At 72.5% G+C, this 24,170-nt stretch carries 28 protein-coding genes and 1 pseudogene; 11 read left to right on the top strand and 18 right to left on the bottom strand.

The genetic code is table 11. The annotated features are described in order from the left end of the window. Positions 1–37 precede the first annotated feature (37 nt). Positions 38–1,864 carry an alkyl/aryl-sulfatase gene (locus OIU81_RS32685; protein WP_329153611.1) on the bottom strand — a complete coding sequence of 609 codons (1,827 nt, stop codon included), beginning with the start codon at positions 1,862–1,864 and terminating at the stop codon, positions 38–40. 423 nt (positions 1,865–2,287) lie between these two features. On the opposite strand from OIU81_RS32685, the gene OIU81_RS32680 reads away from it, so the two are divergent. Beyond that, entirely contained in the window at positions 2,288–2,581 is a 294-nt protein-coding gene (locus OIU81_RS32680) for a hypothetical protein (protein WP_329153610.1), read from the top strand. Positions 2,582–2,668: 87 nt separating this feature from the next. Here OIU81_RS32680 and OIU81_RS32675 read toward each other — a convergent pair whose 3' ends face one another. After that, complete coding sequence (locus OIU81_RS32675) at positions 2,669–3,109, bottom strand: SPW repeat protein (RefSeq protein ID WP_189100882.1); 441 nt, start codon at positions 3,107–3,109, stop codon at positions 2,669–2,671. Positions 3,110–3,246: 137 nt separating this feature from the next. After that, a complete protein-coding gene (locus OIU81_RS32670; protein ID WP_329153607.1) occupies positions 3,247–3,819 on the bottom strand; it encodes a histidine phosphatase family protein in 573 nt (190 codons plus the stop codon). 309 nt (positions 3,820–4,128) lie between these two features. On the opposite strand from OIU81_RS32670, the gene OIU81_RS32665 reads away from it, so the two are divergent. Together OIU81_RS32665 and OIU81_RS32660 are read left to right on the top strand one after the other, a co-directional pair. Then, the gene (locus OIU81_RS32665) at positions 4,129–4,347 is read left to right on the top strand and encodes a CbtB domain-containing protein (protein ID WP_329153605.1); all 219 of its coding nucleotides are present in this window, start codon (positions 4,129–4,131) and stop codon (positions 4,345–4,347) included. 15 nt (positions 4,348–4,362) lie between these two features. Beyond that, the gene (locus OIU81_RS32660) at positions 4,363–5,115 is read left to right on the top strand and encodes a CbtA family protein (protein ID WP_329153602.1); all 753 of its coding nucleotides are present in this window, start codon (positions 4,363–4,365) and stop codon (positions 5,113–5,115) included. Positions 5,116–5,220: 105 nt separating this feature from the next. Here the strand turns inward: OIU81_RS32660 and ribA are convergent, their stop codons facing one another. Then, on the bottom strand, positions 5,221–5,901 hold the full coding sequence (gene ribA / locus OIU81_RS32655) for a GTP cyclohydrolase II (protein WP_329155524.1): 681 nt from the start codon (positions 5,899–5,901) through the stop codon (positions 5,221–5,223). A 114-nt stretch (positions 5,902–6,015) separates the two neighbouring features. Here ribA and OIU81_RS32650 point away from each other — a divergent pair, with 114 nt between their 5' ends. Together OIU81_RS32650 and OIU81_RS32645 are read left to right on the top strand one after the other, a co-directional pair. Then, positions 6,016–6,771 (top strand): creatininase family protein, encoded by a 756-nt coding sequence (locus OIU81_RS32650; RefSeq protein WP_329155522.1) that lies wholly within the window; start codon positions 6,016–6,018, stop codon positions 6,769–6,771. Next, a pseudogene (locus OIU81_RS32645) lies at positions 6,731–7,402 on the top strand (RibD family protein); the annotation flags it as partial. The gene OIU81_RS32650 and the pseudogene OIU81_RS32645, both read left to right, overlap by 41 nt. A gap of 102 nt (positions 7,403–7,504) precedes the next feature. Here OIU81_RS32645 and OIU81_RS32640 read toward each other — a convergent pair. From OIU81_RS32640 to OIU81_RS32620, 5 genes are all read right to left on the bottom strand, one after another. Then, the gene (locus tag OIU81_RS32640; RefSeq protein WP_329153600.1) at positions 7,505–8,512 is read right to left on the bottom strand and encodes a lysylphosphatidylglycerol synthase transmembrane domain-containing protein; all 1,008 of its coding nucleotides are present in this window, start codon (positions 8,510–8,512) and stop codon (positions 7,505–7,507) included. Then, positions 8,512–9,378, bottom strand: a complete 867-nt coding sequence (locus OIU81_RS32635) for an SAM-dependent methyltransferase (RefSeq protein WP_329153598.1) — start codon at positions 9,376–9,378, stop codon at positions 8,512–8,514. Before OIU81_RS32635 ends, OIU81_RS32640 begins: the two co-directional genes overlap by 1 nt. Next, on the bottom strand, positions 9,375–10,496 hold the full coding sequence (locus tag OIU81_RS32630) for a glycosyltransferase family 4 protein (protein ID WP_329153596.1): 1,122 nt from the start codon (positions 10,494–10,496) through the stop codon (positions 9,375–9,377). The genes OIU81_RS32635 and OIU81_RS32630 overlap by 4 nt, the downstream gene beginning before the upstream one ends. Continuing rightward, a complete protein-coding gene (locus OIU81_RS32625) occupies positions 10,493–10,891 on the bottom strand; it encodes a 6-pyruvoyl trahydropterin synthase family protein (RefSeq protein ID WP_329153595.1) in 399 nt (132 codons plus the stop codon). The genes OIU81_RS32630 and OIU81_RS32625 overlap by 4 nt, the downstream gene beginning before the upstream one ends. Positions 10,892–10,965: 74 nt before the next feature. Further along, positions 10,966–11,952, bottom strand: coding sequence for a zinc-dependent alcohol dehydrogenase (locus OIU81_RS32620; RefSeq protein WP_329153593.1), 987 nt, complete (start codon positions 11,950–11,952; stop codon positions 10,966–10,968). Between the two features lie 166 nt (positions 11,953–12,118). Between OIU81_RS32620 and OIU81_RS32615 the strand changes: the two genes are divergently transcribed. Then, positions 12,119–12,853, top strand: coding sequence for a CDP-alcohol phosphatidyltransferase family protein (locus tag OIU81_RS32615; RefSeq protein WP_329153592.1), 735 nt, complete (start codon positions 12,119–12,121; stop codon positions 12,851–12,853). On the opposite strand, the gene OIU81_RS32610 is transcribed toward OIU81_RS32615, so the two are convergent. Together OIU81_RS32610 and OIU81_RS32605 are read right to left on the bottom strand one after the other, a co-directional pair. Further along, positions 12,822–13,226, bottom strand: a complete 405-nt coding sequence (locus tag OIU81_RS32610; RefSeq protein WP_329153590.1) for a hypothetical protein — start codon at positions 13,224–13,226, stop codon at positions 12,822–12,824. The genes OIU81_RS32615 and OIU81_RS32610 overlap by 32 nt on opposite strands. Before the next feature lie 77 nt (positions 13,227–13,303). Next, a complete protein-coding gene (locus OIU81_RS32605) occupies positions 13,304–13,684 on the bottom strand; it encodes an ArsR/SmtB family transcription factor (RefSeq protein ID WP_329153588.1) in 381 nt (126 codons plus the stop codon). A 386-nt stretch (positions 13,685–14,070) separates the two neighbouring features. Here OIU81_RS32605 and OIU81_RS32600 point away from each other — a divergent pair, with 386 nt between their 5' ends. The 3 genes from OIU81_RS32600 (at position 14,071) to OIU81_RS32590 (ending at position 17,128) form a co-directional block, all read left to right on the top strand. Further along, positions 14,071–14,445: a VOC family protein gene (locus tag OIU81_RS32600; RefSeq protein ID WP_329153586.1), complete on the top strand. Its 375-nt coding sequence runs from the start codon at positions 14,071–14,073 to the stop codon at positions 14,443–14,445. A gap of 537 nt (positions 14,446–14,982) precedes the next feature. Beyond that, positions 14,983–16,092 (top strand): right-handed parallel beta-helix repeat-containing protein, encoded by a 1,110-nt coding sequence (locus OIU81_RS32595; RefSeq protein WP_329153585.1) that lies wholly within the window; start codon positions 14,983–14,985, stop codon positions 16,090–16,092. A gap of 7 nt (positions 16,093–16,099) precedes the next feature. Then, complete coding sequence (locus tag OIU81_RS32590) at positions 16,100–17,128, top strand: methyltransferase (RefSeq protein ID WP_329153584.1); 1,029 nt, start codon at positions 16,100–16,102, stop codon at positions 17,126–17,128. Between the two features lie 113 nt (positions 17,129–17,241). Here OIU81_RS32590 and OIU81_RS32585 read toward each other — a convergent pair whose 3' ends face one another. The 7 genes from OIU81_RS32585 to OIU81_RS32555 all read right to left on the bottom strand — a co-directional run bounded on the left by OIU81_RS32585 (position 17,242) and on the right by OIU81_RS32555 (position 22,522). Next, positions 17,242–17,574 (bottom strand): TcmI family type II polyketide cyclase, encoded by a 333-nt coding sequence (locus OIU81_RS32585; RefSeq protein WP_329153583.1) that lies wholly within the window; start codon positions 17,572–17,574, stop codon positions 17,242–17,244. 56 nt (positions 17,575–17,630) lie between these two features. Then, positions 17,631–18,104 (bottom strand): SRPBCC family protein, encoded by a 474-nt coding sequence (locus OIU81_RS32580; protein ID WP_329153582.1) that lies wholly within the window; start codon positions 18,102–18,104, stop codon positions 17,631–17,633. 1 nt (position 18,105) lies between these two features. Continuing rightward, positions 18,106–18,375 carry an acyl carrier protein gene (locus OIU81_RS32575; RefSeq protein ID WP_329153581.1) on the bottom strand — a complete coding sequence of 90 codons (270 nt, stop codon included), beginning with the start codon at positions 18,373–18,375 and terminating at the stop codon, positions 18,106–18,108. Between the two features lie 15 nt (positions 18,376–18,390). Then, complete coding sequence (locus OIU81_RS32570; protein WP_329155520.1) at positions 18,391–19,641, bottom strand: beta-ketoacyl synthase N-terminal-like domain-containing protein; 1,251 nt, start codon at positions 19,639–19,641, stop codon at positions 18,391–18,393. After that, positions 19,641–20,906, bottom strand: a complete 1,266-nt coding sequence (locus tag OIU81_RS32565; RefSeq protein ID WP_329153580.1) for a beta-ketoacyl-[acyl-carrier-protein] synthase family protein — start codon at positions 20,904–20,906, stop codon at positions 19,641–19,643. The genes OIU81_RS32570 and OIU81_RS32565 overlap by 1 nt, the downstream gene beginning before the upstream one ends. Continuing rightward, positions 20,903–21,337, bottom strand: a complete 435-nt coding sequence (locus tag OIU81_RS32560; RefSeq protein WP_329153578.1) for a cupin domain-containing protein — start codon at positions 21,335–21,337, stop codon at positions 20,903–20,905. The genes OIU81_RS32565 and OIU81_RS32560 overlap by 4 nt, the downstream gene beginning before the upstream one ends. Before the next feature lie 66 nt (positions 21,338–21,403). Then, positions 21,404–22,522 (bottom strand): SchA/CurD-like domain-containing protein, encoded by a 1,119-nt coding sequence (locus OIU81_RS32555; protein WP_329153576.1) that lies wholly within the window; start codon positions 22,520–22,522, stop codon positions 21,404–21,406. 867 nt (positions 22,523–23,389) lie between these two features. Between OIU81_RS32555 and OIU81_RS32550 the strand changes: the two genes are divergently transcribed. Further along, a complete protein-coding gene (locus tag OIU81_RS32550) occupies positions 23,390–23,701 on the top strand; it encodes a hypothetical protein (protein WP_329153574.1) in 312 nt (103 codons plus the stop codon). Further along, positions 23,661–24,149 carry a glutathione peroxidase gene (locus OIU81_RS32545; RefSeq protein WP_329153573.1) on the top strand — a complete coding sequence of 163 codons (489 nt, stop codon included), beginning with the start codon at positions 23,661–23,663 and terminating at the stop codon, positions 24,147–24,149. Before OIU81_RS32550 ends, OIU81_RS32545 begins: the two co-directional genes overlap by 41 nt. Positions 24,150–24,170: the final 21 nt, after the last annotated feature.

Genomic DNA, 24,170 nt, shown 5'->3' with positions numbered 1-24,170 from the left:
GGCACGAGGTTGACGGAGCGCCCGGCGGGCGGGTCCGTCAGGGGGTGACGACGGGGAAGGTGGGGTGCGGGGTGCTGAGGAGGCCCAGGAGTTGGTGCAGTGCGCCGGTCTCACCGTCCTGTGCGGCCTCGCCCGGTCCGCGGCCGTCGAGCAGGTCCAGCAGCTGCGGCTTGGTGAGGGCCAGCGTGAGGTCCGGGGTGCGCTCCTTGGACGGGGTGGGCGCGCCGGGTGCGCTGAGGTGCGTGAGGGCGCCGTGGGAGAGCGTCAGCTGCCAGGTCCGGTCCTCGTCGGGGAGGTAGAGGTCGAGGGTGAGCGCGGTGGACCAGGCGCGGGGGCCGTCGATGCGCAGGGCGAGCGAGTCGATGAGCTGGTCGACGGTCAGGGCCTGGGCCAGGTCGGGGGCGACGGTGTCCGGCCGGGTCTCGGCGAGGGTGCCGCGCAGTTCCATCGCACCGGTGAGGTAGAAGTTGCGCGAGGCGCCGTTCTCGGAGCCGTGGCCCAGCCGTTCGTAGACCAGGGCGAGTTCGCGCCGGGCGCGGAGGTTGTGGGGGTCGGCGAAGACGGCGTGGTTGAGCAGGGTGGCGGCGAAGCGCAGATCGCCGTCGGCGGCGTACCGCTTGCCCGCGTCCACGGTGGCCTCGGTGCCGCCCAGGGTGTCGACGTAGCGTCTGGCCTGCTCGACCGGTGGGTGCTCCCACAGATGGGCGGGGTTGCCGTCGAACCAGCCCAGGTAGCGCTGGTAGATCGCCTGGACGTTGTGGGCCAGCGAGCCGTAGTAGCCGTGGTGGGCCCAGACCCGCTCCAGCTCCGGCGGCAGCCGCAGTTCCTCGGCGATCTCGGTCGCGGTGAGCCCCTCGTTGAGCAGCCGCACCGTCTGGTCGTGCAGATAGGCGTAGAGATCGCGCTGCCCGGCCAGCAGGGTCCGCACGCGTTCCTTGCCCCAGGTCGGCCAGTGGTGGGAGGCGAAGGCAACCTCCGCCTCGTCGCCGAACAGGGCCAGCGTCTCGCCCAGGTAGCGGGCCCAGGCCCGGGTGTCACGGACGGCGCCGCCGCGCAGGGGCAGTCCGGTGTGCAGGGTGTGGGTGGCGTTCTCGGCCAGGCACAGCGCCTGGTGCGCCGGGAAGCCGAAGTTCATCTCGGCGGGCGCCTCGGTGCCGGGGGTGAGCTGGAAGACGAGGCGGATGCCGTCGACGATCTCCTCCTGGCCGGTGCTGGTGATGTCCACGGTCGGCGGGATGAGGGTCATGGTGCCGGTGGAGGGCAGGGTGCCCAGGCCGCAGCCGATCTGGCCGTCCGGCCCCTTGGGGAGCCCGGTTCCGTACAGGTAGACGGCGCGCCGGTTCCTCGCGACGCCGGCGTGGACGTTCTCGCCGACCGCGTGCGCGAGAAAGCCGGCCGGCGCGAGCACCGGCACGGGGTGGTGGCCGTGCGGCAGGACGCCGCGGGCCCCGCCGAAGTGATTTCCGTGCGAGTGGGTGTAGATCAGGCCGGTGACCGGCCGGTCCCCGCGGTACTTGCGGTAGAGCTCCAGGGCCGCGGCGGCGGTCTCGGCGGAGCGCAGCGGGTCGATGACGATGACGCCGTGGTCGCCCTCGACCAGCGTCATATTGGCCAGGTCCAGACCGCGCGCCTGGTAGATGCCGTCGGTGACCTCGTACAGCCCCTGCCGGCTCACCAGCCGGCCCTGCCGCCACAGGCTCTCGTGCGCGGTGTCGGGGCAGTTGCCGGCCAGGAATCCGTAGGCTTCGGCGTCCCAGACGACCCGGCCGTCGTCCATGGTGACCTCGGGCGGATCGAGCGCCGCGATGAAGCCGCGGTCGGCGTCGGCGAAGTCTTCGTGATCATCCACGGGCACAGCGGTCACGGGACGCCACCTCTCCGGGGCGAGGGGCCACAGTCGGAGGACCCATGCCACCGATTTAACCGAATTTACCCGGTTGTCGCATGCCTGGGGCCCTCGGCGGGCAGGCCCGGAGCCGTCGGACGCCCGCGGCAGGTCCCGGGCCCGGCCCCTGGCTGAATTTCGTGCGGAAGGGCGCGGCACCTGGCGTCAACGGCGTTACGCGCGGGGCCCGGCAGGGCACCACACCACCGACAGCCACAGACGGCACCCCCGCCCCGGGTCCGCGATCCGGCACGCCGGCGCCGCGCGACGACCGGAGCACCGCCCTCGCCCGCCCCGCCCCGCCGCCCTGCGCGGCCGACCGCACGCCCCGGAGGAGGGAATCCGCTGTCCCCGTATGACGACCGCCCTTTCGGCGAGCTCACCGAGCCCTTCCGGCACGAGGTGGCGCACCGCGCCCGTCCCCGCACCCCGTCCGCCCGCCGCCCGCTCCTGGCGCGGCCGCTGCGCCGCGGCCCGGCCTGGCTGCTGCCCGCCGCCGCGGCCGCCGGCCTGGTCGCCGGTGTCGCCCTGGCACACGGTCTGCTGCTCGCGTGCGGGCTGGTACTGGCCGGGCTGCTGGGACGCTTCCTCACCGGCGGCGGTGCCGGCATCGGCGCCGGCAGCGGTGACCACCGCGGCCGGGTGCGACGTCGGGGGCGTCCCGGCCGGCCCGTGCGCCGTGGCGCCGCGCCGTGAGGGCCCGCACGCACCGCCGCCGGCCGGCTCGCCCCGAGGGGACGTACGGTCGGCGGCGTGTCACTCGCCCCCCGTGGGGAGCGCGTCTCAGGTGACGCGGCGGCTCTTCGAGGCCGCGGCGACACACATGGCACCCAGCAGGAACGTCAGGGCACCGATCACGACGTTGTTCCAGATGACGCCGGCGTCCGGAGCACTGCCGACGATCCAGGGCGAGATGATCATCCACACGCCGATCGCACACATCGCGCCGCTCAGGCCGTACATCCGCTCAGGCGTCACGGTGAACCCGACCGCCAGCAGGGCGATCGCGATACCGAGGATCAGGTTGTGCGTCACGAGCGCCGGCTGTGCGGCCGTGAAGTGGAGGATCCACGGCGAGACGGCGCAGTACAGGCCGACCAGGAACACCGGTCCGTCGACGAGTACCACGTCCCGCCCGCCGAGTACCCGGTCGTACCGGGCCTGCATCTCCGATGCATCGGGGTGACCGGCGAGATCTCCCCTGTGGTGTGAGACGTCGGCCATGCGACTCGCCTCCTTCGTTCGCAAACTGGCCGTTCCCGCGTGGCATCGGGCCGCGCATTCTTTATTCTGCGCTTATGTCGCCTTTATGTGTAGATGAGGGGACAGATCAATTGTGGTTCCGTGCCGCCGCACCGCCCTCACCTGCGGTCGAGCGGACGGCCGAGCCGCAGATTCCAGCGGCCGCCGCGACCGCTCAGCTCGGTCACGGTCAGCGGGGGGACGTCCAGCCGCCAGAACGCCTCCTCGGGGACGCCGAGGGCGCACACCGCCGCGGCCCGCACGACATCCGGCTCGACAACGGCCAGCACCCGTCCCGCCTCCTGGGCCTCCCCCGCCAGCCAGCCCGCGATCCGCGCGCACAGCTGCCGCAGCGACTCCCCGCCGTGCGCCGCGAAGTCCGGGTCCGCGAGCCAGGCGGACACCGCGGCCGGATCGCCGTCGGCGACCTCGGCCAGGGTCCGGCCGCGCCAGGCGCCCATCGCACAGCCCGCCAGCTCCGGCGCGGTCCGGACCGGCAGCCCGAGCTCCTCGGCGGTGTGCCGGCACCGGACGGAGGGCGTAACGAGGCTCCGGCCGGCGGCCGGCAGTGCCCCGGCGGCGGCCCGCGCCCGGCGCCGCCCGGCCTCGCTCAGCGGGCCGTCGTCGTCGAAGCGCACCTCGCGCTGCGCCTGACCCGCGGCCGCTGAGACCAACATCACCCGAGTTGTCATGTCTCCTTCTCCCGCTTGCCGTCCGCGAGGGCAACAGCTCTCCCCCACAAGGGAGTTGCCCCTCCGGTGCGCCCTGCCCTGCACCACTCCGCCCCCTCGGCGGCCTTGGCCCGGGGGTCGGTTCGCGGTACCTTCCCGATGATATTGACGACGACATGACGGAAGCCGGTGGGATCCCGGCGCGGTCGCGCCACTGTATGTCCGGTCTTTACCAGCCCAGCAGGGCCGGGACCGGGCGAGCCAGACCCGGCATGTTGTTACGCACTCCACCGACAAGGGACGCGAGTTCCCCGCACAGGAGGTACTGCCATGGCTCAGACCATCGCACCCCCGGCCACCGGCGCCGTCACCCCCACCCCGATCCCCCTCAAGGCCATCGCCCCCTGGGCCCTGTTCTTCGGCGTCCTGATGCTCGTCCTGCTGTACTTCATCGGCGCGGAACAAGGCGCGACCTCGCTGCTCTCCGGCACCGGGGTCCACGAGTGGGTCCACGACGGACGCCACCTCCTCGGCTTCCCCTGCCACTGATCGGACGCCGCACCCATGAACTCCGTCACCATCAGAGCCCTTCTGATGCGCGGGATGCTCGCCGGTCTGGCAGCCGGCGTCCTGGCCCTCGTCGTCGCCTATCTGCTGGGCGAACCGCGGGTGGACGCCGCCATCGCGTTCGAGGAAGCACACCGCCACGAACACGAGATGGCGGTCGTCAGCCGCGGACTGCAGTCCACCGCGGGGCTGGCGACCGGCGTCCTGGTCTACGGCGTGGCACTGGGCGGTATCGCCGCACTGGCCTTCTGCTTCGTGCTGGGGCGGATCGGCCGCTTCGGTGCCCGTGCCACGGCCGTGCTGCTCTCCGGAGCGGCGATGCTGGCCGTCTACCTCGTCCCGTTCCTGAAGTACCCGGCCAGCCCGCCGTCCGTCGGTGACCCCGACACCATCGGCAAGCGCACCGCGCTGTATTTCCTGATGATGCTGCTCGGCATCCTGCTGGCCGTCGCCGCCACGATCCTCGGACGGCGGCTGGCTCCGAAGCTGGGCAACTGGTACGCCACGATCGCGGCCGGCGCCGCGTTCGTGGTCGCCGTGGGCCTCGCGTATGCGTTCCTGCCCGCCATCAACGAGGTACCGTCCGCCTTCTCCGCCACCCTGCTCTGGCAGTTCCGGCTGTCGGCGATCGCCATCCAGCTGGTGCTGTGGACGGCTTTCGGGCTGGTCTTCGGTCACCTCGCGGAGCGAGTCCTGCCGGCGCGGCAGGAAGCCGCCGCGGCCGAACGGGCGACAGCCGCCGTCTCCTGATCCGGCGGCCCCCGGCCGGCCGGTCACCGAGGGAGGGTCAGCGACCGCGAGGTCGTGGACCCTCCCTCGTCGCATGCCTGCCGCCCGAGGGGGCCTCCTGCCGTGTCAGGACAGGCCGGTGATGCCGTCCAGATGCGGCAGATCGTGGTCGAGGCGCTCGCGTTTGGCGCGGAGGTAGCGGATGTTCTCCGCACGGGGCGGCATCAGCAGCGGGACCTGTTCGGCGACGGGGATGCCGTGCCGCACCAGCGCCTCGCGCTTGCGCGGATTGTTCGACATCAGCCGCACCGACCGCACGCCCAGGTCCCGCAGGATCTCCGCCGCGGCGCCGTAGTCGCGGGCGTCGACGGGCAGCCCGAGGGCGATGTTCGCCTCCACCGTGTCGAGCCCGCCCTCCTGCAGCCGCATCGCCTGGAGCTTGGCCAGCAGCCCGATACCCCGGCCCTCGTGGCCCTGGAGATAGACCAGAATGCCGCGGCCTTCCGCCACGATCGCGCGCAGCGCCGCGGACAATTGGTCGCCGCATTCGCAGTGGGTGGACGCAAAGGCGTCGCCGGTCAGGCATTCCGAATGCATCCGGGTCAGCGTCAGCTCGCCGGCTACATCGCCGTGGACCAGCGCCACTTGCTCGATGCCGGTGCGGTGGTCGAGATAACCGACGGCGAGAAATTCGCCGTATGTGGTGGGCAGCCTGACCTCCACCACCCGTTCCACGCCCGGTTTTTGGCCGGGGCCATCGTCGAAAGCGACACGGAGGTTGCGCACGGCATCGTCGTCGGGGTCCATCATGGCGTGATCGTACCCGCGCGGGGAAATGATCGGCAGGACTCGCTCAGAACACAACAAGTATGCTGCGAAGACCATGACTCGGTGAGTCAGCGACGAAAGGCCGCAGCACCCATGACCGCTTCGGGATCCCCGACTTCGCCACCCGGCCCGTGGCCGGCCGACACCACCGAGGACGTACGGGCGCGGCAGCCGGCGATGGCCGTGCTGCCCATCGGCAGCTTCGAACAGCACGGTGCCTTTCTGCCGCTGGCCACCGACACGGTGATCGCCTGCACCATCGCCCGGGAGCTGGCGGCCGCCCATCCCGTCCAGCTGCTGCCGCCGCTGACGGTGTCCTGTTCCCACGAACACGCCGCCTGGCCGGGGACCGTCAGCATTTCGGCGCGCACCCTGCACGCGGTCGTCACGGACATCGCCGATTCGCTCCGCCGGTCGGGTATCGGCACCCTCATTCTTGTCAACGGGCACGGCGGGAATTACGTCCTGCGCAATGTCGTTCAGGAATCCGCCGGGAGCGGTGTGCGGATGGCACTGTTCCCCGGATCGGCCGACTGGGACCGGGCACGCACCCGGGCCGGGGTGGAGACGTCCGGGCACACCGATATGCATGCCGGAGAGGCCGAGACGTCCATTCTGCTGCATGCCCATCCCGAATTGGTCAAGGACGGCTACGAATCGGCGGATTGCGTCGCCGATGACCGGAAGCACCTCCTGACGCTGGGCATGTCGGCCTATACCCAATCCGGTGTCATCGGACGGCCTTCCCTGGCATCCGCCCACAAGGGGCAGGAATTGCTGGCCGGGCTGACCGAGACATTCGGCGAATATGCCGCACTCTTCGGCGCGGGGGCGGCGGACAATGGCTGAGACTCTCGACGCGGCAGCCGCCTGGGACCGGCTGCGGGAGATCCGTACGACAGCGGGGGCGCGGGCCGCCGGACTGGTGCCCGGCGACGACGGCGCGCTGCGGTGGGGACCGCCCGCCACACCGGAGGCGGTGGAACTCGCCGCCCGCTATCTGCCCCTGTGCCTGGCCGGTCCGCGCTTCGCCTTCGCCCAGCTCGGGCAGAGCCTGGACGGCTTCATCGCGACGCGTACGGGCGACGCCGACTTCGTCACCGGCCCGGAGGACCGCTGCCATCTGCACCGGCTGCGTGCGCTCGCCGATGCGGTGGTCGTGGGCGCGGGCACCGCGGTGGCGGACGATCCGCGGCTGACCGTGCGCGCGTGCACGGGCGACAACCCGGTGCGGGTGGTGCTCGATCCGCGGGGGCGGGTGCCAGTGCACAGCGGGGTGTTCACCGACGGGGCGGCACCGACACTCTGGGTGGTGGGCCCGGGCATCGCCCCCGTGTCCCCGCCCTCCGGGGTCGAGGTCCTGGTCCTGCCGGACGCGGCGGCGTTCGCCCCGGGGCGGCTGCTGGACACGCTGGCCCGGCGTGGTCTGGGCCGGGTGCTGATAGAGGGCGGCGGGGTCACCGTGTCGCGGTTCCTGCAGGACGGTGCGCTGCACCGGCTGTACGTCACGGTCGCGCCGGTGCTGCTCGGTGACGGCGTGCCCGGTCTGCGGTTTCCCGGCACGCCGGTGATGCGGGAGGCGCTACGCCCGCCGCTGCGCCGCGCCCTGCTCGGCGAGGACACGCTCTTCGAGCTCGACCTGCGGCCGCTCGCCGTGACGGGTGACGGAGCGTCGGACGAGGAGGACCGCGGCGCCGGGCAGGCTCGCCACGAAGGCCAGCACGCCGTAGATGACGGCGGTGGTGAGCCCCTGCGACGCGCCTAGTCCGGCGGCGCCGAAGGCCCACGCGGCGACGCCTTCGCGTGGGCCCCAGCCGCCGACGTTCAGCGGCAGCGCCATCGCCAGCAGCGCCAGCACCACCAGCGGCACCAGTTCGGCGACCGGCGCGGTGGCGCCGGCCACCCGGGCCGCCAGCACGAACATCCCGAGGTAGCCCGTCAGAACCGCCACGGACGAGAGCGCGACACCGGGCCACACCTCGCGGGCGAGCAGGCCCTGGCGTACCTCGGCCAGCGTGCGGCGGACGGCGCGTTCGGCCCGTGAGGCACCCCGGCGCGCCCGCAGCCGGAGCGCGGCCACCGTCAGCAGCACGGCCACCGCGGCCGCGGACAGCGCGACGGCGGGCGAGGTGAGGAAACGGGCGACCGGTGCCAGGACCGGGGAGGGCCGGGCGAGCAGCACCGCCGCCCCCGCGACGAGCAGGACGAGCTGGCCCGCGGTGCGCTCCAGGACCACCGCACGGACGCCGCGGCCCAGGTCACCGGAGGTCTGCCCGTGGCGTACCGCGCGGTGCACATCGCCCAGCACACCGCCGGGCAGGGCCGCGTTGAGGAACAGCGCCCGGTAGTAGTCCGCGACGGCCCGGCCCAGCGGCAGCCGCAGCCCCAGGCCGCGGGCCACCAGCGACCAGCGCCAGGCGCTGCACACCGTGGTCAGCACGCCGATGCCGAGCCCGGCCAGCAGTGTGCCGGCGTCGATCCGGCGCAGGCCCGACACGAAGGCACCGGATCCCAGATGCCACACCAACGCCACCAGGATCGCCAGCCCCGCGAGCATCCTGAGCCATGCCGCCCAGCGGGACCGGTCCATCACACGCTCCCGGACACGGGCCGGGGCAGCGCCAGCAGATCGGTGTGGTGCACCTCGATGTTCAGCTCCCCCGCCGCGCACTCCTCCAGCCGGCGGCGCAGATAGGCCACGGCGTCGGGCGCCAGCTCCGGGCGCTGGGCGTGCGCGGCGCCGACCCAGCCGCGCAGCCATTCGGCGATCAGCGCCGACTCGGCGCTGCCGAGCCGCCAGGGGCTGGACCGCACCAGGACCGTCGCACCGCGCCGCTCGAACGCCGCGACGGCCGCCACGATGGCGTCCGGACCGAGCAGGCCGCGGCCCCGGTCCGTGCGGCGCTGATGGTCGTTGAAGGCCTCGGCGAACTCGGTGTCGAGGGGATCGGAGGGGGACAGCTCGACCCGCCCGGCGACGGAGAGCGCCAGCAGCGCCGGGCAGCCCGCGCCGACACAGGCCTCGGCGAGCTCCTCCACCTCGTCGCGGGTGAGCAGATCGAGCAGCGCGGAGGCGGTCACCAACGAGGTGCCGGCGAGGTCGCCGGCGCCGAGGTCGGCCAGATCGCCGCGCGCGGTCGTGGCCCGAACGGGCGTGCCGTCGGCGGCGGTCTCCGGCATCCGCGCCCCGGCGTGCGCGAGCAGCAGCGGGTCGTGGTCGTGCAGGATCCAGTGCTGCGGCCCGGGCAGCCGGACGGCGAGCCAGCGCCCCATCGAGCCGGTGCCACAGCCGAGGTCACGGATCACCAGGCCCCGGGTGCCGCCGTCCGGAGCCGGCTGCGCGGCCAGCCGTTCGCGCAGCGGACGCAGCAGTTCCGGCGCACGGGCCGCGGCATCGGCGCGCTCCCGCAACTCCAGCCAGTCAGGGGCGAATCGGGGCCGGTCGGGGTCGCTCATCGTGCGCTCCGTGGCTCGTGCCGAAGCCGTTCGAGTGTGCCGGCCAGACTGTGCGACGTCATCTCCCACCCCTCCAGCATGGCACGCCGCCCGCGCGCCGCTTCCTTCAGCCGGCCGCGGAGTTGCGGCTCCCCGAGCCAGTCACGGAGTGCGCCGGCGAGCGCCGCCGGCTCTCCGGGCGGTACCAGAAGTCCGGGCACCGCGCCGTCCGCGGCCCGGCCGACCGCTTCCGGTACGCCGTCCACGTCCGTGGCCAGTACCGGAATCCCGCGCCCCAGCGCCTCGGTGACGACCATGCCATAGGTCTCGGCGTACGAGGCGAGCAGCAGCAGATCGGCGGCGGCGTAGCACGCGTCCAGCTCGGCGCCGGCCCGCGGCCCGGTGAAAGTGATCCGGTCGCCGAGCCCCAACTCGTCCAATCGGCGGCGCAGTTGGCCGGCGTAGCCGGGATCGCGGGCGAGCCCTCCGACGAAGGTGCAGCGCCAGGGCAGTTCGGCGACCTCCGCCAGCGCCTCCACCAGGAGGTGCTGGCCCTTGCGGGGGGTGACCGAGGCGACGCACAGCAGGCCGGTGGCGCCGTCGGTGCCGGCCGCGACGGGTGCCGGGTCGGCCCCCGGCCGGGCGACATGGACGCGCGCGGCCGGCAGTCCGTGGTGTGCGACGAGCCGGCGGGCGGCCCAGTCGCTGGTGGCCACCACGGCCTCCACGGCGTGCAGGGTACGGCGTTCGCGGGCATCCAGTTCGGCCGCCACCGCGGAGTCGAGCCCGGTCTCGTCGCCCAGCGGCAGATGGACCAGGACGGCGAGCCGCAACCGGTCCGCCTCGGGGAGGATCACCTCCGGGACGCCGCAGGCGACGAGTCCGTCGAGCAGGACAACGCTGTCGTCCGGCAGTTGTGCCAGTTGCCGCGCCAGCCCCGCGCGGGCGGCGTCGTCCGGCCGCGGCCAGCCACCGGGCGCGGCGTACGGGTGCACCCGCCACCCCGCCGCCGGGAGGTCGCGGCACACCCGGCGGTCGTAGATGTTGCCGCCGCTGGGTGCCGCCGGATCGTCGACATCGCCGGGCAGAACCATGTGCACCACGCGCTCCGCCGTCGCCGTGGCGCCGGTGCGGGTCACAGAGTGCGCTCGTAGGTCGCCCAGGCGATGTGGGATTCATGGAGGGTGACCGCGATACCGGCCAGCTCACGGGCGCCCTCGCCGAGATTGCCCGCCTGGATGCGGTCGGCGAGCCGGTCGGCGATGACCTTGGCCAGGGCCTCCGTCGAGGTGTTGATGCCGGCGAAGGCGGGCTCGTCGTCGAGGTTGCGGTAGTTCAGTTCCCCGACCACGGCGCCGAGTTCCCGGGTGGCCAGGCCGATGTCGACGACGATGTTGTCCTCGTCGAGCTCCGGCCGGCGGAAGGTGGCGTCCACGAGGAAGGTCGCGCCGTGCAGACGCTGCGCGGGGCCGAAGACCGCGCCACGGAAGCTGTGGGCGATCATCAGGTGGTCGCGGACAGTGATGCTGAACAAACCGTTCCTCCGGTGTGATGTCGGTCTCAGTGACGGTGTCGCAAGAGGGCGGATGCGGGCCGGCCCGGGGGCCGTCAGCCGTCCGCCGGGGTGTACCGGATGCGGTGGCAGAGCGCGGGGAGGTCGCCGGAGGCGAGCCGGGGCATCACCCGCGGCAGGTCCTCGAAGGCGGATTCACCGGTGATCAGCGCATCGAAGGCCGGGTCGGCGAGCAGGTCGAGGGCGAGCGCCAGCCGGTCGGCGAAGGTCCGGCGGGCGCGCCGGGCCGGCGAGACGGCGCCCACCTGGCTGCTGCGGACGACCAGCCGGCGGGAGTGGAAGGCCTCCCCCAGCGGCAGGCTGACCTGCCGGTCGCCGTACCAGCTCAGCTCGATGACGGTGCCTTCCGGCGCGAGGAGTTCGAGCGAGCGGGCCAGCCCCGCCTCGCTGGCGCTGGCATGCACGACGAGGTCGCAGTCGCCGAGGGCGTCCGGCGGCAGCGCGAAGTCCACCCCCAGCGCCGCGGCGGTGGCGGCCCGCGCCGGGTCGGCGTCGACCAGCTGGACCCGGACACCGGGGAAGCGGGCGAGGACCGCGGCCACACTGCAGCCGACCATGCCCGCGCCGACCACCGCGATCCGGTCCCCGACCAGCGGCGCGGCGTCCCACAGGGCGTTCACCGCGGTCTCCACCGTGCCCGCGAGGACGGCACGGGAGGCGGGGACGGAGTCCGGTACCGGGGTGACCGCGCTCGCCGGGACGACATAGTGCGTCTGGTGCGGATAGAGACAGAAGACCGTGCGGCCCAGCAGGGCGGACGGGCCCTGCTCGACGACCCCGACGTTGAGGTAGCCGTATTTGACCGGTGCGGGGAAGTCGCCATCCTGGAACGGTGCCCGCATCACGGCGTGCTGGCTCTCGGGAACGCCGCCACGGAAGACGAGGGTCTCTGTGCCGCGGCTCACACCGGAGCAGACCGTACGCACCAGAACCTCGTCCTCACGGGGCTCCGGCACCGGCACCGTCCGGATTTCGCCCTGGCCTGTAACGCTTAGCCAAAAGGCACAAGCGACGCGCGGCATGGGGATCCTCCTGGACGCTACACGGATGGTTCATCAATGCTGGGGATCATGGGGACGCCGTCACGATACGCAACACCCTTCGACTCCGCCACACATCACGGGAGGCCTGGTGGCCGTACAAGAGCGCTACGACACAAGGCCGTTCGGACCGGACATTACGGCAGGAATGGGCCTTCAGCTGTTGTTGCTGGAGGTGCTGTGCCGCGCGGTCGGCCTGAGCGTCGTGGGCTGGCTGACGGGTCTGGTCTTCGCGGTGGCCACCTGGGCCGTACTCACCGTCGCGGTGCGCCGGTCGTGGACCCTGACGTTCGGACCGGCCAATCGCGTCACGCTGGCCCGCACCATCCTGGTCGGCGGGGTGACGGCGATGGTCGCGGACTCCTTCGGCCGGCATGTCCCCGGCGCGGTGCTGATCGCCTTCGCCTCCGTGGCGCTGGTGCTGGACGGGGTGGACGGGAAGGTGGCGCGGCACACCGGAACGGCGAGCCCGCTCGGGGCGCGCTTCGACATGGAGGTCGACGCCTTCCTCATCCTGGTGCTCTGCATCCACCTCGCCGTGCCGCTGGGTGCCTGGGTACTGGCCATCGGTCTCATGCGGTACGCCTTCGTCGCGGCCTCCTGGGCGCTGCCGTGGCTGCGCGGGGCGCTGCCGCACAGCATGGCGCGCAAGACCGTGGCGGCGCTGCAGGGCGTCGTACTGGTGGTGGCTGCGGCCGGGATCCTGCCGAGGGCCTCGGCGGCCGCCGCGGTGGCGGTGGCGCTGGGGCTCCTGGTGTGGTCGTTCGGGCGTGACGTCGGGTGGCTGTGGCGGGTCCGGGAACGGGCGGGCGCGGCGGACGGCGGCGGACGGCATGTTCCCGCGTGGTCCGTCACGTCCCGGCGTGCCGCCCCAGATAGATGACCATCGCGAGGAAGAGCAGCAGGAGCTGGGTCACGACGATCTGGAGCAACACCCGTCGCCACAGGCTGCGTCGGGGGGTCCGGTGGGTGAGCAGCACCGCGCCGGGCAGCCGCGCCAGCTGGGCTCCGGGCCGGACCGCGGCCGTACGGGGGCGCAGGATGCCGCAGCGCGGCGAGGTGGTGTGACGGGTGGCGCTCTCCGGGCAGGCCCGGCCGTGGCCGGGTGCGGTGCGCAGCGGTCCCCGTCCGGGGGGCCGCCCGCGGCAGGGGTGGCCCCCCGGACGGGGACCCTGCCCGGAGGGCGTGGGTATGCAGGTACGGGAGCGGACCGCCCGCCAGGGCGGCGGTCCCTTACGCCTTGCTGCGCCCGACATCAGCGCTCACCCTTTTCCGGCACGTGACGAGCGGAGCGTTCCCGTCCGGCCACCGGGCCGGGAACGGCGCGGGCGGATCACGAGGCCGCCCCCACGCTTTCGGCCGCGGGCAGTGCGCCGGCCTCGGCCTGCCGCAGCTCGGCCAGCAGCGCGTGCTGCCCGCTGAGCACCTCGGTGAGGACCCGGCGGGCGGCCCGCAGCAGCTCCGCGACATCGCCGCCGGCCAGCTCGTAGACGACGGTGGAGCCGCTGCGGGTGGCCGTGACCATCCCCGAGCGGCGCAGCACCGCCAGCTGCTGGGAGAGCGCGGACGGCTCCACCTCGATCGCGGAGAGCAGGCCGCGCACCGGCATCGGTCCGCTCTGGAGGAGTTCCAGTACCCGGATGCGGACCGGATGGCCGAGCATCCGGAAGAACTCGGCCTTGGCCTGACACAGCGGAACCCAGGCGCCGTTCACCCTCGCACCCCGCCCCCGGGACGGGGCGCGGACCGCGTCACGCGCACTCGTTCCCTCACCGATTCGGCGAAACCGCCCACGCATGTCCTCCGCGTTCAGGCCGACCGGCCGTCGCGTCATCTGTTGAATTGCGGAATTCTGCAACTGTAGACGACGGGGACGGGCGATTTGAACGGGTGTACCGGACGAACCCCGTACCCGGGACCGTCCCGGGGCCCGGGTGCGCCCCCGCCGGGTCACCGTCGGCCACAGCCCGGCCCAACGGCTCCTGGCCCCATGGTAGTTGCGCAACGCGCACGCCGGAGCGCATTTCGGGGGGCGTTCGGCGGCGCCTGCCCGGAGACTCCGCGTGGACAGCGCCGCCCCTCAACCGCATAGTGACGTCCATGACTTCACGGGTACGGCACACCACCATCGACTGCGCCGACGCCTACCGCCTGGCCTGCTTCTGGGCACAGGTGCTGGACGGCTCGCTGGCCGGGGACGACCTGCCGGGCGATCCGGAGGCCCTGGTCACGGCCGCGGGCGGGGCGCTGCTGTTCGTCACGGTGCCCGATGCCAAAACCGTGAAGAACCGGATGCATCTGGACCTGCAGCCGCAGGACCGGACCCGGGACGAGGAGGTCGAGCGGCTGCTGGCGCTCGGCGCGACCCTGGTGGCCGACCACCGCAGGGCCGACGGGAGCGGGTGGGCGACGCTGGCCGATCTCGAGGGCAACGAGTTCTGTGTGGAGCGCAGTGCGGCGGAGCGGGCGGGCTGACCTGCGGGGCAGTGGCCTGCCGGGGCCCGGGCGGCAGTTGCCCGGCGTGCCCGGCCGCCGGGCGTGCCCGGCGGGGGCGGCCCCTCCCCCGCGGCCGTTGGGGTGATCAAGCGGCCCGCTGCTCCCGGGCCGGTGTCGTCCGCCGGGCCTGGCGCGTTGTTCCACCGTGACCGTCTTCCGTGCCCGACCGTGGTTTCTGCCGACCAGCCTCGCGGCATTCCTGACCGAGGCGTGGCCGGACGGGCCGGCTGATGCCCCGTCGGACCCCGCCCCCGAGGCCCGCTCCGACGCGCCGTCCGACACCCGGCCCGATACCCGGTCAGCTGATTCCGGGCCCGGCGCTTCCCGGCCGTGCGGCGGTCCCTCCCCCACGGGCGAGGCGAGCCCGCGCGGCCGCGCTGACCGGCCCTGATGGGCGGTCCGGTGCCCGGCCGGGCACCGGACCTGACGGCGTGTCGCACGCCGGCCGCCGTACGCACCGTCATCAACGGGTCACCACATGTGGCGAGTGGGCATGATCGCCCATAGCTTCGCCTCATGGCGCTACGACAGATGAAATACCTGAGCTGTGTCGCCGCGATGCTGGTCGGCGGACTGGGCGCGGCCGCACCGAGCGAACCGGCGGGACGCCTCGTCGTCCACCCCGGCGAATCGATCCAGCGGGCGGTGAACCGGGCCCGGCCGGGCGACACCGTCTTCATCCGGCCCGGTCACTACCGGGAGAGCGTGCTGATCACCAAGCCGCGGCTGCGCCTCATCGGCGCGGGCCGCCGCACGGTGATCGGGCCGTCCGGCAAGCGGGCCCGCAACGCCTGCGGGCGCAGCGGCAACGGCATCTGCGTCCTCGGCAGGCGGGGCAGGCCGCTGCGGGACGTCACCCTCCACGGGCTGACCGTCCAGGGCTTCGAGAAGTCCGGCATCTGGGCCTCCGGCACCGACCGGCTGACCGTGCACGACGTGACCTCGCGGAACAACGGCGTGTGGGGCATCGCCCAGGAGCGGTCCACCCGCGCCTCGATCCGGGACAACACCGTCACCGGGAACCGCGACTCCGGCATCTACCTCTCGAACGTCGTCAAGGAGGAGGGCGGCGCCACCGACAACCGGGGCGCCACGATCCTGGGGAACCGGCTCTTCCGGAACCGGATCGGCATCACCCTCCAGCGCGTCAGAAACCTGACGGTCGCCCACAACGACATCGGCGGGAACTGCGGTGGCATCTTCATCGTCGGCGACGAATCCCGGCCCCGGGCGGGCGCGCTGACGGTGCGGGACAACAGCATCATCAGGAACAACAAGCACTGCCGCGCCAACGGCCGCCTGCCGTTCATCCAGGGGGTCGGGGTCCTGCTCACCGGCACCGAGCAGGCGCTGGTACGGCACAACCTGATCCGTGAGAACCGCGGTGCCTCGCCGTTCTCCGGCGGCGTCGTGCTCTTCCCCAGCTTTGTGAAGTCGCTCAACGAGCGCAACGTCATCAGCGACAACATCGTGCTGCGCAACAAGCCCGTGGACCTGGCCAACCGGGACCGCGCCGGCCGGCACAACCGATTCCTGCGGAATGTGTGCCGCACCTCGCAGCCGGCCGGACTGTGCCCACGGCCGCACCGGGTGCACCGGGTGCACCCGTCGTCAACGGGAGAATAGAGGCGGAATGACCACCGTAAGTCCCACCCCCCAGCCGGCCATGCAGCTGCGTGAGCTGATCTTCGGTGCCGCGTGTGCGGCGGCCGTGCGGGCGGCGGCGCGCCTGGGCGTCGCCGACGCGCTCGGTGAGAAGCCCACCACCGCCGAGGAGCTGGCCAGCGCGGTGCGGGCCGAACCCCGGCCGCTGGACCGGCTGCTGCGCACCCTGTCCTGCTACGGAATCTTCGCGGAGACCGACGACGGGAAGTACGTCCACACGGACATGTCGCGGCTGCTGCGCGAGGACAACCCCCACAGCCTGCGCTACATCTCCCTGTGGTGCACCGAGCCGTGGACCTGGGATGCCTGGCCGCGGCTCGACGAGGCGGTGCGCTCCGGCAGCAATGTCTTCGACGGCCTCTACGGCAAGGGGTTCTTCCAGTACCTCCACCAGGACGCACCGGAGTCCGCCGAGGTCTTCGACCGGGCGATGACCACCTCCAGCAAGCAGTCGGCGCAGGACATCGCCCAGCTGCTCGATCTGACCGGGGCGTCGTCGGTGGCGGACATCGGCGGTGGCCAGGGGCACGTCCTCGCCGGCTTGCTGGAGAAGTACCCCTCGATGAACGGCACGCTGCTCGATCTGCCCACGGTCGTGGCGAACCCGGACCCCCGGCTGCGGGACGGCGGCGCGCTCGCCTCGCGGGTGCGGATCGTGCCCGGTGACTGCCGGCAGGAGATCCCCGTCCAGGCCGATGTCTACATCATCAAGAACATCCTGGAGTGGGACGACGAGAGCACCCGCCGCACGCTGCACAACGTCGTCGGGGCCGCCCGCCCCGGCGCCCGCGTCGTGATCATCGAGAACCTCGTCGACGACAGCCCGTCGATGAAGTTCACCACGGCCATGGATCTGCTGCTGCTCCTCAACGTCGGCGGCGCCAAGCACACCAGGGCCAGCCTGGTGAGCCGGATGACGGACGCCGGCCTGAAGGTCGGCGAGCTCCGGGTCGTCAACCCGTACCTGCACGCCTTCGAGTGCACCGTCCCCGAATGACCTCTGGGAGGCACGGCAGGTCGCCCGGTGAGGAGGCTCCTCCTCGCCGGGCGACCTTGCCCCTGCCCTGGCCGACGCGGAAGCCGGGGGGTCACCCCGGCTCCGCGTACGTGTCAGGCGCCGCTCTCGCGCTGCCAGCTGTAGAACTGCTGGGCCTGCGCGTCCTTGGGGCTTCGCCAGGTCTTCGGGTCGTAGGCGCTGACGAAGGCGGAGAGTCGCTCGCTGACGGCGCGGAACTCGGGGTGCTCCGCCACCTTGGCGATCTCCGGGCCGGGCGGCCGGTCGGATTCGATGAGGTGCAGATACACCTCACCGAACTGGAAGAGCGTGCGCCGCTTGACCCCGACCAGGTGGGGCAGCTCCGTACGGTCGGAGGCCTGGAAGACCTCGGCGATGTCCGGGGCGGAGCCGGGTGCCATGCGGGCGACGATCAGAGCGTGATGCATCAGGAGGGTCCCTTCGTTGCCGCCGGGTGGCGGTCCGGGCACGGCCTGGCGGGCCGTCAGCCGGCGGTGACGGAGCGGAGCTCGCGGTCACGCTGTTCGATCTTGTCCCGGATGAGCTCCATCTGGATCCGGGAGTTGCGGTTGATCAGCTCGGTCATGCCCTTGTCGTCGATCGGGGCATCGGGCTTCATCGCGAAGTCCTGGGTCCAGTGCATCGAGGTGCCGCCGGGGATCTCGGCATACTTCCAGTGGATGTCCATGTGCGCGAAGGGACCGGTCTCCACGCGGCGGGCGCGCACCGTGCGGCCCTGGCGGTCGACGGTCCGCTCGGAGACCCAGCTCCAGACGGTGCCGTTGTCGTCCGGGTGCATCGTCAGGCGGAAGGTGGTCTTGTCGCCTTCCCTGGACAGCACCTCGACCGAGGCGTACTCGCTGAACAGCTGCGGCCAGTTCTCGATGTCGTTGGTGAGGTCCCAGACGAGGTCGAGGGGCGCCGCGATGGTGATGTCGTTCTCGGTGTGGCCGGACATGTCAGGCTCCTGTCGTGGGAACGGATTCGGGGGCGGTGTTGACGAGGGCGAGGAAGTCGCGGGGCGTCTTGCAGCGCTCCGCGTCGGTGGGCATCGGCCGGCCCTGCCGGTTCTCCAGCTCGCCCACGATGCCGAGGAGGCCGAGCGAGTCGAGGCCGAACTCGGCGAAGGTCGCGTCGGGCCGGTTCGCCAGCTCCTTCGGGTCGACGGTGAGGCCGGCGGCGGACTTCATCAGCGCGGCCAGCTCAGTGAGCGTCAGTTGAGCGTTCATGCGGTGTTCTCCTTCTCACGAGGGGGACCCGGAGCCCTGCCGCAGCACCATTGCCGCGTTCGAGCCCATCAGTCCCCGGCTCAGCACCAGCGCCGTCCGCAACTCGCCGGGACGGGCCCGGCCGGTCACCACGTCCAGGTCATGGCAGACGTCGACGACGTTGGGGGTGGGCGGCACGACGCCGTGCTCCATGGCGAGCACCGCGGCCGCGGCGTCCAGAACGGGGGCACCGCAGTACGCCCGGCCGGTACCGGTCTTGGGTGCCGTCACCGGGACCCGCGCGGCGTGCCGTCCCAGGGCGTCCGCGAGCGCCAGCGCCTCGGCCCGGTCGGCCGCAGGCACACCGAGCGCATCGGCGAACACCACGTCTATCTCTTCCGGGGCGCACCGCGCGTCCTGCAGTGCGCCGCGGATCGCGTGCGCCAGCCCCTCCCGGGACTCCTCCCACAGGGAGGCCCCGGTGAAGGTCGCGGCGTGCCCGGCCAGTACCGCCCGGACGGACGCCCCGCGGTCGACGGCCGCCGTCTCCTCCTCGACGATCAGCATCGCGCCGCCCTCGGCGGGCACGAATCCGCACGCGGCGCTGGTGAACGGGCGGTAGGCGCGGGCCGGATCGTCGAGCCGGCTCAGATCGTCGTAGCCGAGCTGACAGACGACGGAGTAGGGGGCCAGCGGTGCCTCGGCGGCGCCCACGACGACGGCATCGGTGCCGCGCCGGATGGTGCGGGCGGCATGCGCCAGCGCGTCCAGGCCGCCGGCCTCGTCACTGGCCACCACGCCGCACGGCCCCTTGAAGCCGCCGCGGATGGAGATCTGGCCGGTGCTCGCCGCGTAGAACCAGGCGATGGACTGGTAGGGGCCGACGTACCGGGAGCCCTGGCCCCAGAGCCGTTGCAGCTCCCGCTGGCCGAACTCACCGCCGCCCGAGCCGGCGGCCGTGACGACGCCCACCGCGAACGGCGAGTCGTTGTAGTCGGCGCGGCCCATCCGGGCGTCATCCAGCGCGAGGTTGGCCGCCGCCATGGCGAAGTGGGTGAACCGGTCGGTCTGGACGAGGTAGCGCTCCTCGATCAGATCCGCCGGGTCGAAGCCGCGGACCTCGCCCGCGACCCTGAGCGGAAGATGCTCACACCCCTCGCGGGTGACGTGGTCGAGGACGCTGATGCCCTCGACCGTCGCCTTCCAGAAGGTCTCGGTGCTCACCCCGTTGGGGGCGATGACGCCGATACCGGTGACGACGGAGCGACGTTCCTTCGGGGAGCTCATCATGCCCTCCCACCCTGTCGGGTCAGTACCACCGCTGACTGGAAACCACCGAAGCCGCTGCCGACCGAGAGCACCGAACGCAGCGGTAGCTCCCGTGCCGTCTTGGGCACGTAGTCGAGGTCGCACTCCGGGTCCGGAGTCTCGTAGTTGGCCGTCGGCGGCACCACCTGATGGGTGAGTGCCAGCACACAGGCCACGATCTCGATCGCGCCGATGGCCCCCAGTGAGTGGCCGACCATGGATTTGATGGAACTCATCGGGATCTTGCGGGCGTGTTCGCCCAGCGACCGCTTGACCGCGGCCGTCTCGTGCCGGTCGTTCTGCTGGGTGCCCGAGCCATGGGCGTTGACGTAGTCCACCTGCGTGGCGTCGAGCCTGGCGTGGGCCAGGGCCCGGTTGATCGCCTCGGCCATCTCCAGGCCCTCCTGGGTCAGGCCGGTCATGTGGTAGGCGTTGCCGAAGGTGGCATAGCCACGGATCTCGCAGTGGATGTGCGCACCACGGGCGCGGGCGTGTTCCAGCTCCTCCAGTACGAGGACGGCGCCGCCCTCACCCATCACGAAGCCGTCCCGGTTGGCGTCGAACGGCCGTGAGGCATGGGCGGGGTCGTCGTTGTTGGCGGAGGTCGCCTTGATCGCGTCGAAGCAGGCGACCGTGATCGGGGAGATCGGTGAGTCCGACGCGCCGGCGATGCACACATCGGCCTTGCCCTCCTCGATGGAGTGGAAGGCGTAGCCGATGGCGTCGAGGCCGGAGGTGCAGCCCGTGGAGACGGTCTGCACCGGTCCGTGCGCACCGACCTGCTCGGCCACCGCGGAGGCGAGCGAACTGGGGGAGAACGCCCGCTCCAGATACCGGCCGGCCGGACGGTGGTCGACATCCCACCGCTGTCCGCGGCCGCTGACGGCGACATAGTCGTGTTCCAGACGCGTGGTGCCGCCGACGGCGGTGCCCAGGGACACCCCGATGCGCCAGGGATCCTCCGCCCCGGCGTCCAGCCCGGCGTCGCGCAGTGCCTCCTTCGCGGCGACCATCGCGAACTGGACGTACCGGTCCGAGCGGGCCACCTGCTCGCTGCTCAAACCGTGGGCCGCGGGATCGAAGTCGCACTCGGCGGCGATACGTGAGCGGAACCCCTCCGGGTCGAAGAGGGTGATGCCACGGGTCGCCGTGCGTCCGGCGGACAGCAGGTCCCAGAAGGCGGGCACCCCCACACCGCCGGGCGCGACGATACCGACGCCGGTGACCGCCACGCGGCGGGTCATGACACCGGCTCCGTGCGTTCGGGCGGTGCGGCGGGGGTGCTCTCCTCCGTGCCCTCGGTGTCGACGTGCCCGAGCTCGGGGCGCGGGGCAAGCGGACCGAGGTGGAAGACCATCCGGGCCTCCACGTCCCCCACATTGCGGAAGCGGTGCCGCATGTAAGGGGGAATCAGCAGTCCCTGGTCGGGACGCAGCGGGTGCGCCTCCCCGTCGAGGTCGACTTCGAGCGCGCCCTGGACGACGTACACGAACTCCTCGGAGTACGGGTGGTAGTGCTCGCCGATGCGCTCGCCGGGCTGGACGAGGGCCATGCCCATGAAGCCGCTCGTGGCGCCCACCGCGCTGGGTGTCAGCAGGGCGCGCAGATCACCTCCGCGCCGGCGATTGGGCTGGGTCTCGCTGAGGTCCACGATGCGTGGGCGGTGCGTGGTCATGGCTGTTCCTCCGGGGGCGTGAGGCCGAGGTTGACTGGGGATGGGACCCGCCGCGGGCGGGTGCGCTCAGGCGTCCGGCGATCGGCGGTCGGTGATGAGGGCCATGTCGGAGCGCTCCAGGAAGCGTGCGACCTCGCCGTCGTTCGACAGACCGCCGGCCACATCGGTGTCGAGGAGACGCCGCAGCACCGCCGTCTTGCGGGGACCGCGTACGCCGAGCGACAGCATGGGGTCGCTGTCGAGGGGCATCCGGAGATCGATGAGCCGGACCACCACGTCGTCGCGCTGGAAGACGGTGCTGCCGGTGATGGGGCACTGCGGGTCGTCCGCGGCCAGCTCGTCCTGGTGGGCCAGCATCCTGGCCAGGGCCATTCCGCACCCTTCCTTGGCCGGGTAGAACAGCGCGTGCCGCCGGACGCCGTCGGGCTGCTGCCCGCTCGACCCGACGTGGTGCACCGCGGGCAGCGCGGCGCGGGTGAAGAACACCCGGGCGGAGTTCGGGTCGGCCAGGTCCCGGTCCTGCTCCAGGTACGGGTTGACGGCCTCCTCGACGGCCCGGATCTCGGGCTGCTGGGAGATGTGGCGCAGCGCAGCGACGAGGTCGCCCTGGACCTCCACCGTGCGCACGACGCGGTTGCCGTGCATGAACAGGGAGGTGCGGCGCAGCCGCGTGGTGTCGTCGACCCGGGCTTCCGGAGAGGCGTAGCCGGCGAGGATCTCCGCGACCATCGATTCGCTGCCCGGCTTCACGGTGAAGGTCAGTGCGTGCCGGACGACGCCGTCGCCGACGCGGGGGGCGGCCTGCAGCCGGCCCTTGGGGGGCTCGGGGGCGAGGGTGGCGATGTTCGAGGTCTCGCGCAGGACGCTGAAGCGCAGCGACCGGGTGTCGCGCACACAGCTGTGCAGCGGCTGGACCATCTTGACGTGCTCCTCGCTGTTGACCCAGGCGAGGAAGGGGGGGGCGCTCTCCCACTCACTGGTGATGAGCCACTGCGAGGGGTTCTCGATGGACTGGCACAGTTGGTCGTTGATGTGCCCGGGGACGGACGCGACCTGGTTGCGCAGGTGCTCGTAGGCTTCCATGAAGCGCTGCTGGGCTCCCTCGTGGAGATCCAGGAGCAGCACGACCCGAAGCCGCGAGCCATCGAAGGCTGACTGGGATATTCGTTCCGACAGCGTGGTCATCGTCTACGCATCTCCTTCGGGGCCCGGTGGCCCCAGTGGTGCGTCGTCAGTTCCGGTGCGATCCGGTGACTGAGCCGGATGGTGGGACGGTCTGCCCGGTGTCCGGGGGCGTCCCGGATTCGATCGTGGCCGGGACCCACGGGCGGCGCGAGATCTGTGAGCCATGCAGGTGAACCGTGATCGAACAGCGCCGCGCCCGGGCACCCGTGCTCCATCTGCCGTACACGTGCGTGCCGCTGGAGCGGGCGAGGAACCCCGCCGCAGGGGGCCGGATCCCGGCCCCCTGCGAGCCGGATCCGCTGGTCGGCCCGCCCGCCCGGCCGTTCCCCGACGTCCGGGTGCCCGGCCTCCGCCTGCCGGGAAGCACGGAGCGCCCCGCCCTCGCGCGGGTGAGGGGAACCGCGTCCGCACGAGGGACGCTTCGGGCGGCCCGGTACCGAACAGCGGGTCCGCGGCGCGGCGTCGACCAGGGTCCGGGACCCGCAGCGGAGCGCGCCCCTGACGGACCACACCGGCGAGCGGGGCATCGGGCACCTCGGGCCGTCAAAAGGCTTACCAGGAGCGCAGGTTGAGGCCGCGGGCAAGGATCCGTGACCTGCCGCCGGGTGGGGCGCCGCCCGACACGCCGACGGACCGGGTCCTCCGCACGGGCGACCCGGCCGGCACGAGCCGTCCCCCCACCGGGCGGAATGCAGAGGCCGGACCGGTGGCGCACGAGCCCGCCGGCGCAGAGGGAACCGGCGGGGGTGTCCCCCGGCTCCTTCGCCGCGCGAACGTATCTTCTGCCCGTCACCACCGCAGGGGCATCTGAGAGCGGTCCCGGCCGCGTCCCGCAACTCGGGGACCGAATTCCGGTTGAGTCCGGACATGGACGCCAAGAAGCCCGCCACGCACCCCTTCCAGCGCATCTCCCTCCCCCACCGGCCGCCGGCGCTGCCGCCCCCCGCCCCGCAGGCACGCCGCCCGGCCGAGGGCGAGACACCGATCTTCGACCAGCTGCTCGAGGAGTGGCGCTCGGGGAAGCTCCGGCCGGCCGTGTCCTGGCCGGTCGACGATCCGGGGAAGATCAGGGCGGGCGCCGCTGTTGGGACGGGTGATGGCCGTCCCTATCCGCGGACCCGTAACGAGGAGCATGACCGTGAGCCTGTACGACATCCCGCTGCGCACCCTGACCGGTGAGCCCGCTTCCCTCGCCGACTACCGGGGCAAGGCCCTGCTGGTGGTCAATGTGGCGTCCAAGTGCGGACTGACCCCGCAGTATTCGGGCCTGGAGCGGCTGCAGCAGCGCTACGGGGACCGTGGTTTCACCGTGCTGGGCTTCCCCAGCAACCAGTTCGCGGGCCAGGAGCCGGGCACCGCGGAGGAGATCGCCACGTTCTGCTCGGCGACGTACGGCGTGAGTTTCCCGCTGTTCGAGAAGACCGATGTCAACGGCGCGGACCGGCACCCGCTGTATGCGGCGCTGACCGCCACCGAGGACGCCGAAGGGGCGGCCGGTGACATCCAGTGGAACTTCGAGAAGTTCCTGATCGGCCCCGAGGGTGAGGTCGCGGGCCGCTTCCGGCCGCGCACCGAACCGGAGGCCGAGGAGCTGGTCGGCGCCATCGAGGCGGCCCTTCCGGCCTGAGCCGGGGGCCGGACCGCGGCG

The sequence above is a fragment of the Streptomyces sp. NBC_01454 genome, from assembly GCF_036227565.1.
In the GTDB taxonomy this organism is placed as follows: Bacteria; Actinomycetota; Actinomycetes; order Streptomycetales; family Streptomycetaceae; genus Streptomyces.
The sequence above is the reverse complement of the archived record's forward strand: the minus strand, read 5'-3'. Positions and strand labels throughout refer to the sequence as shown.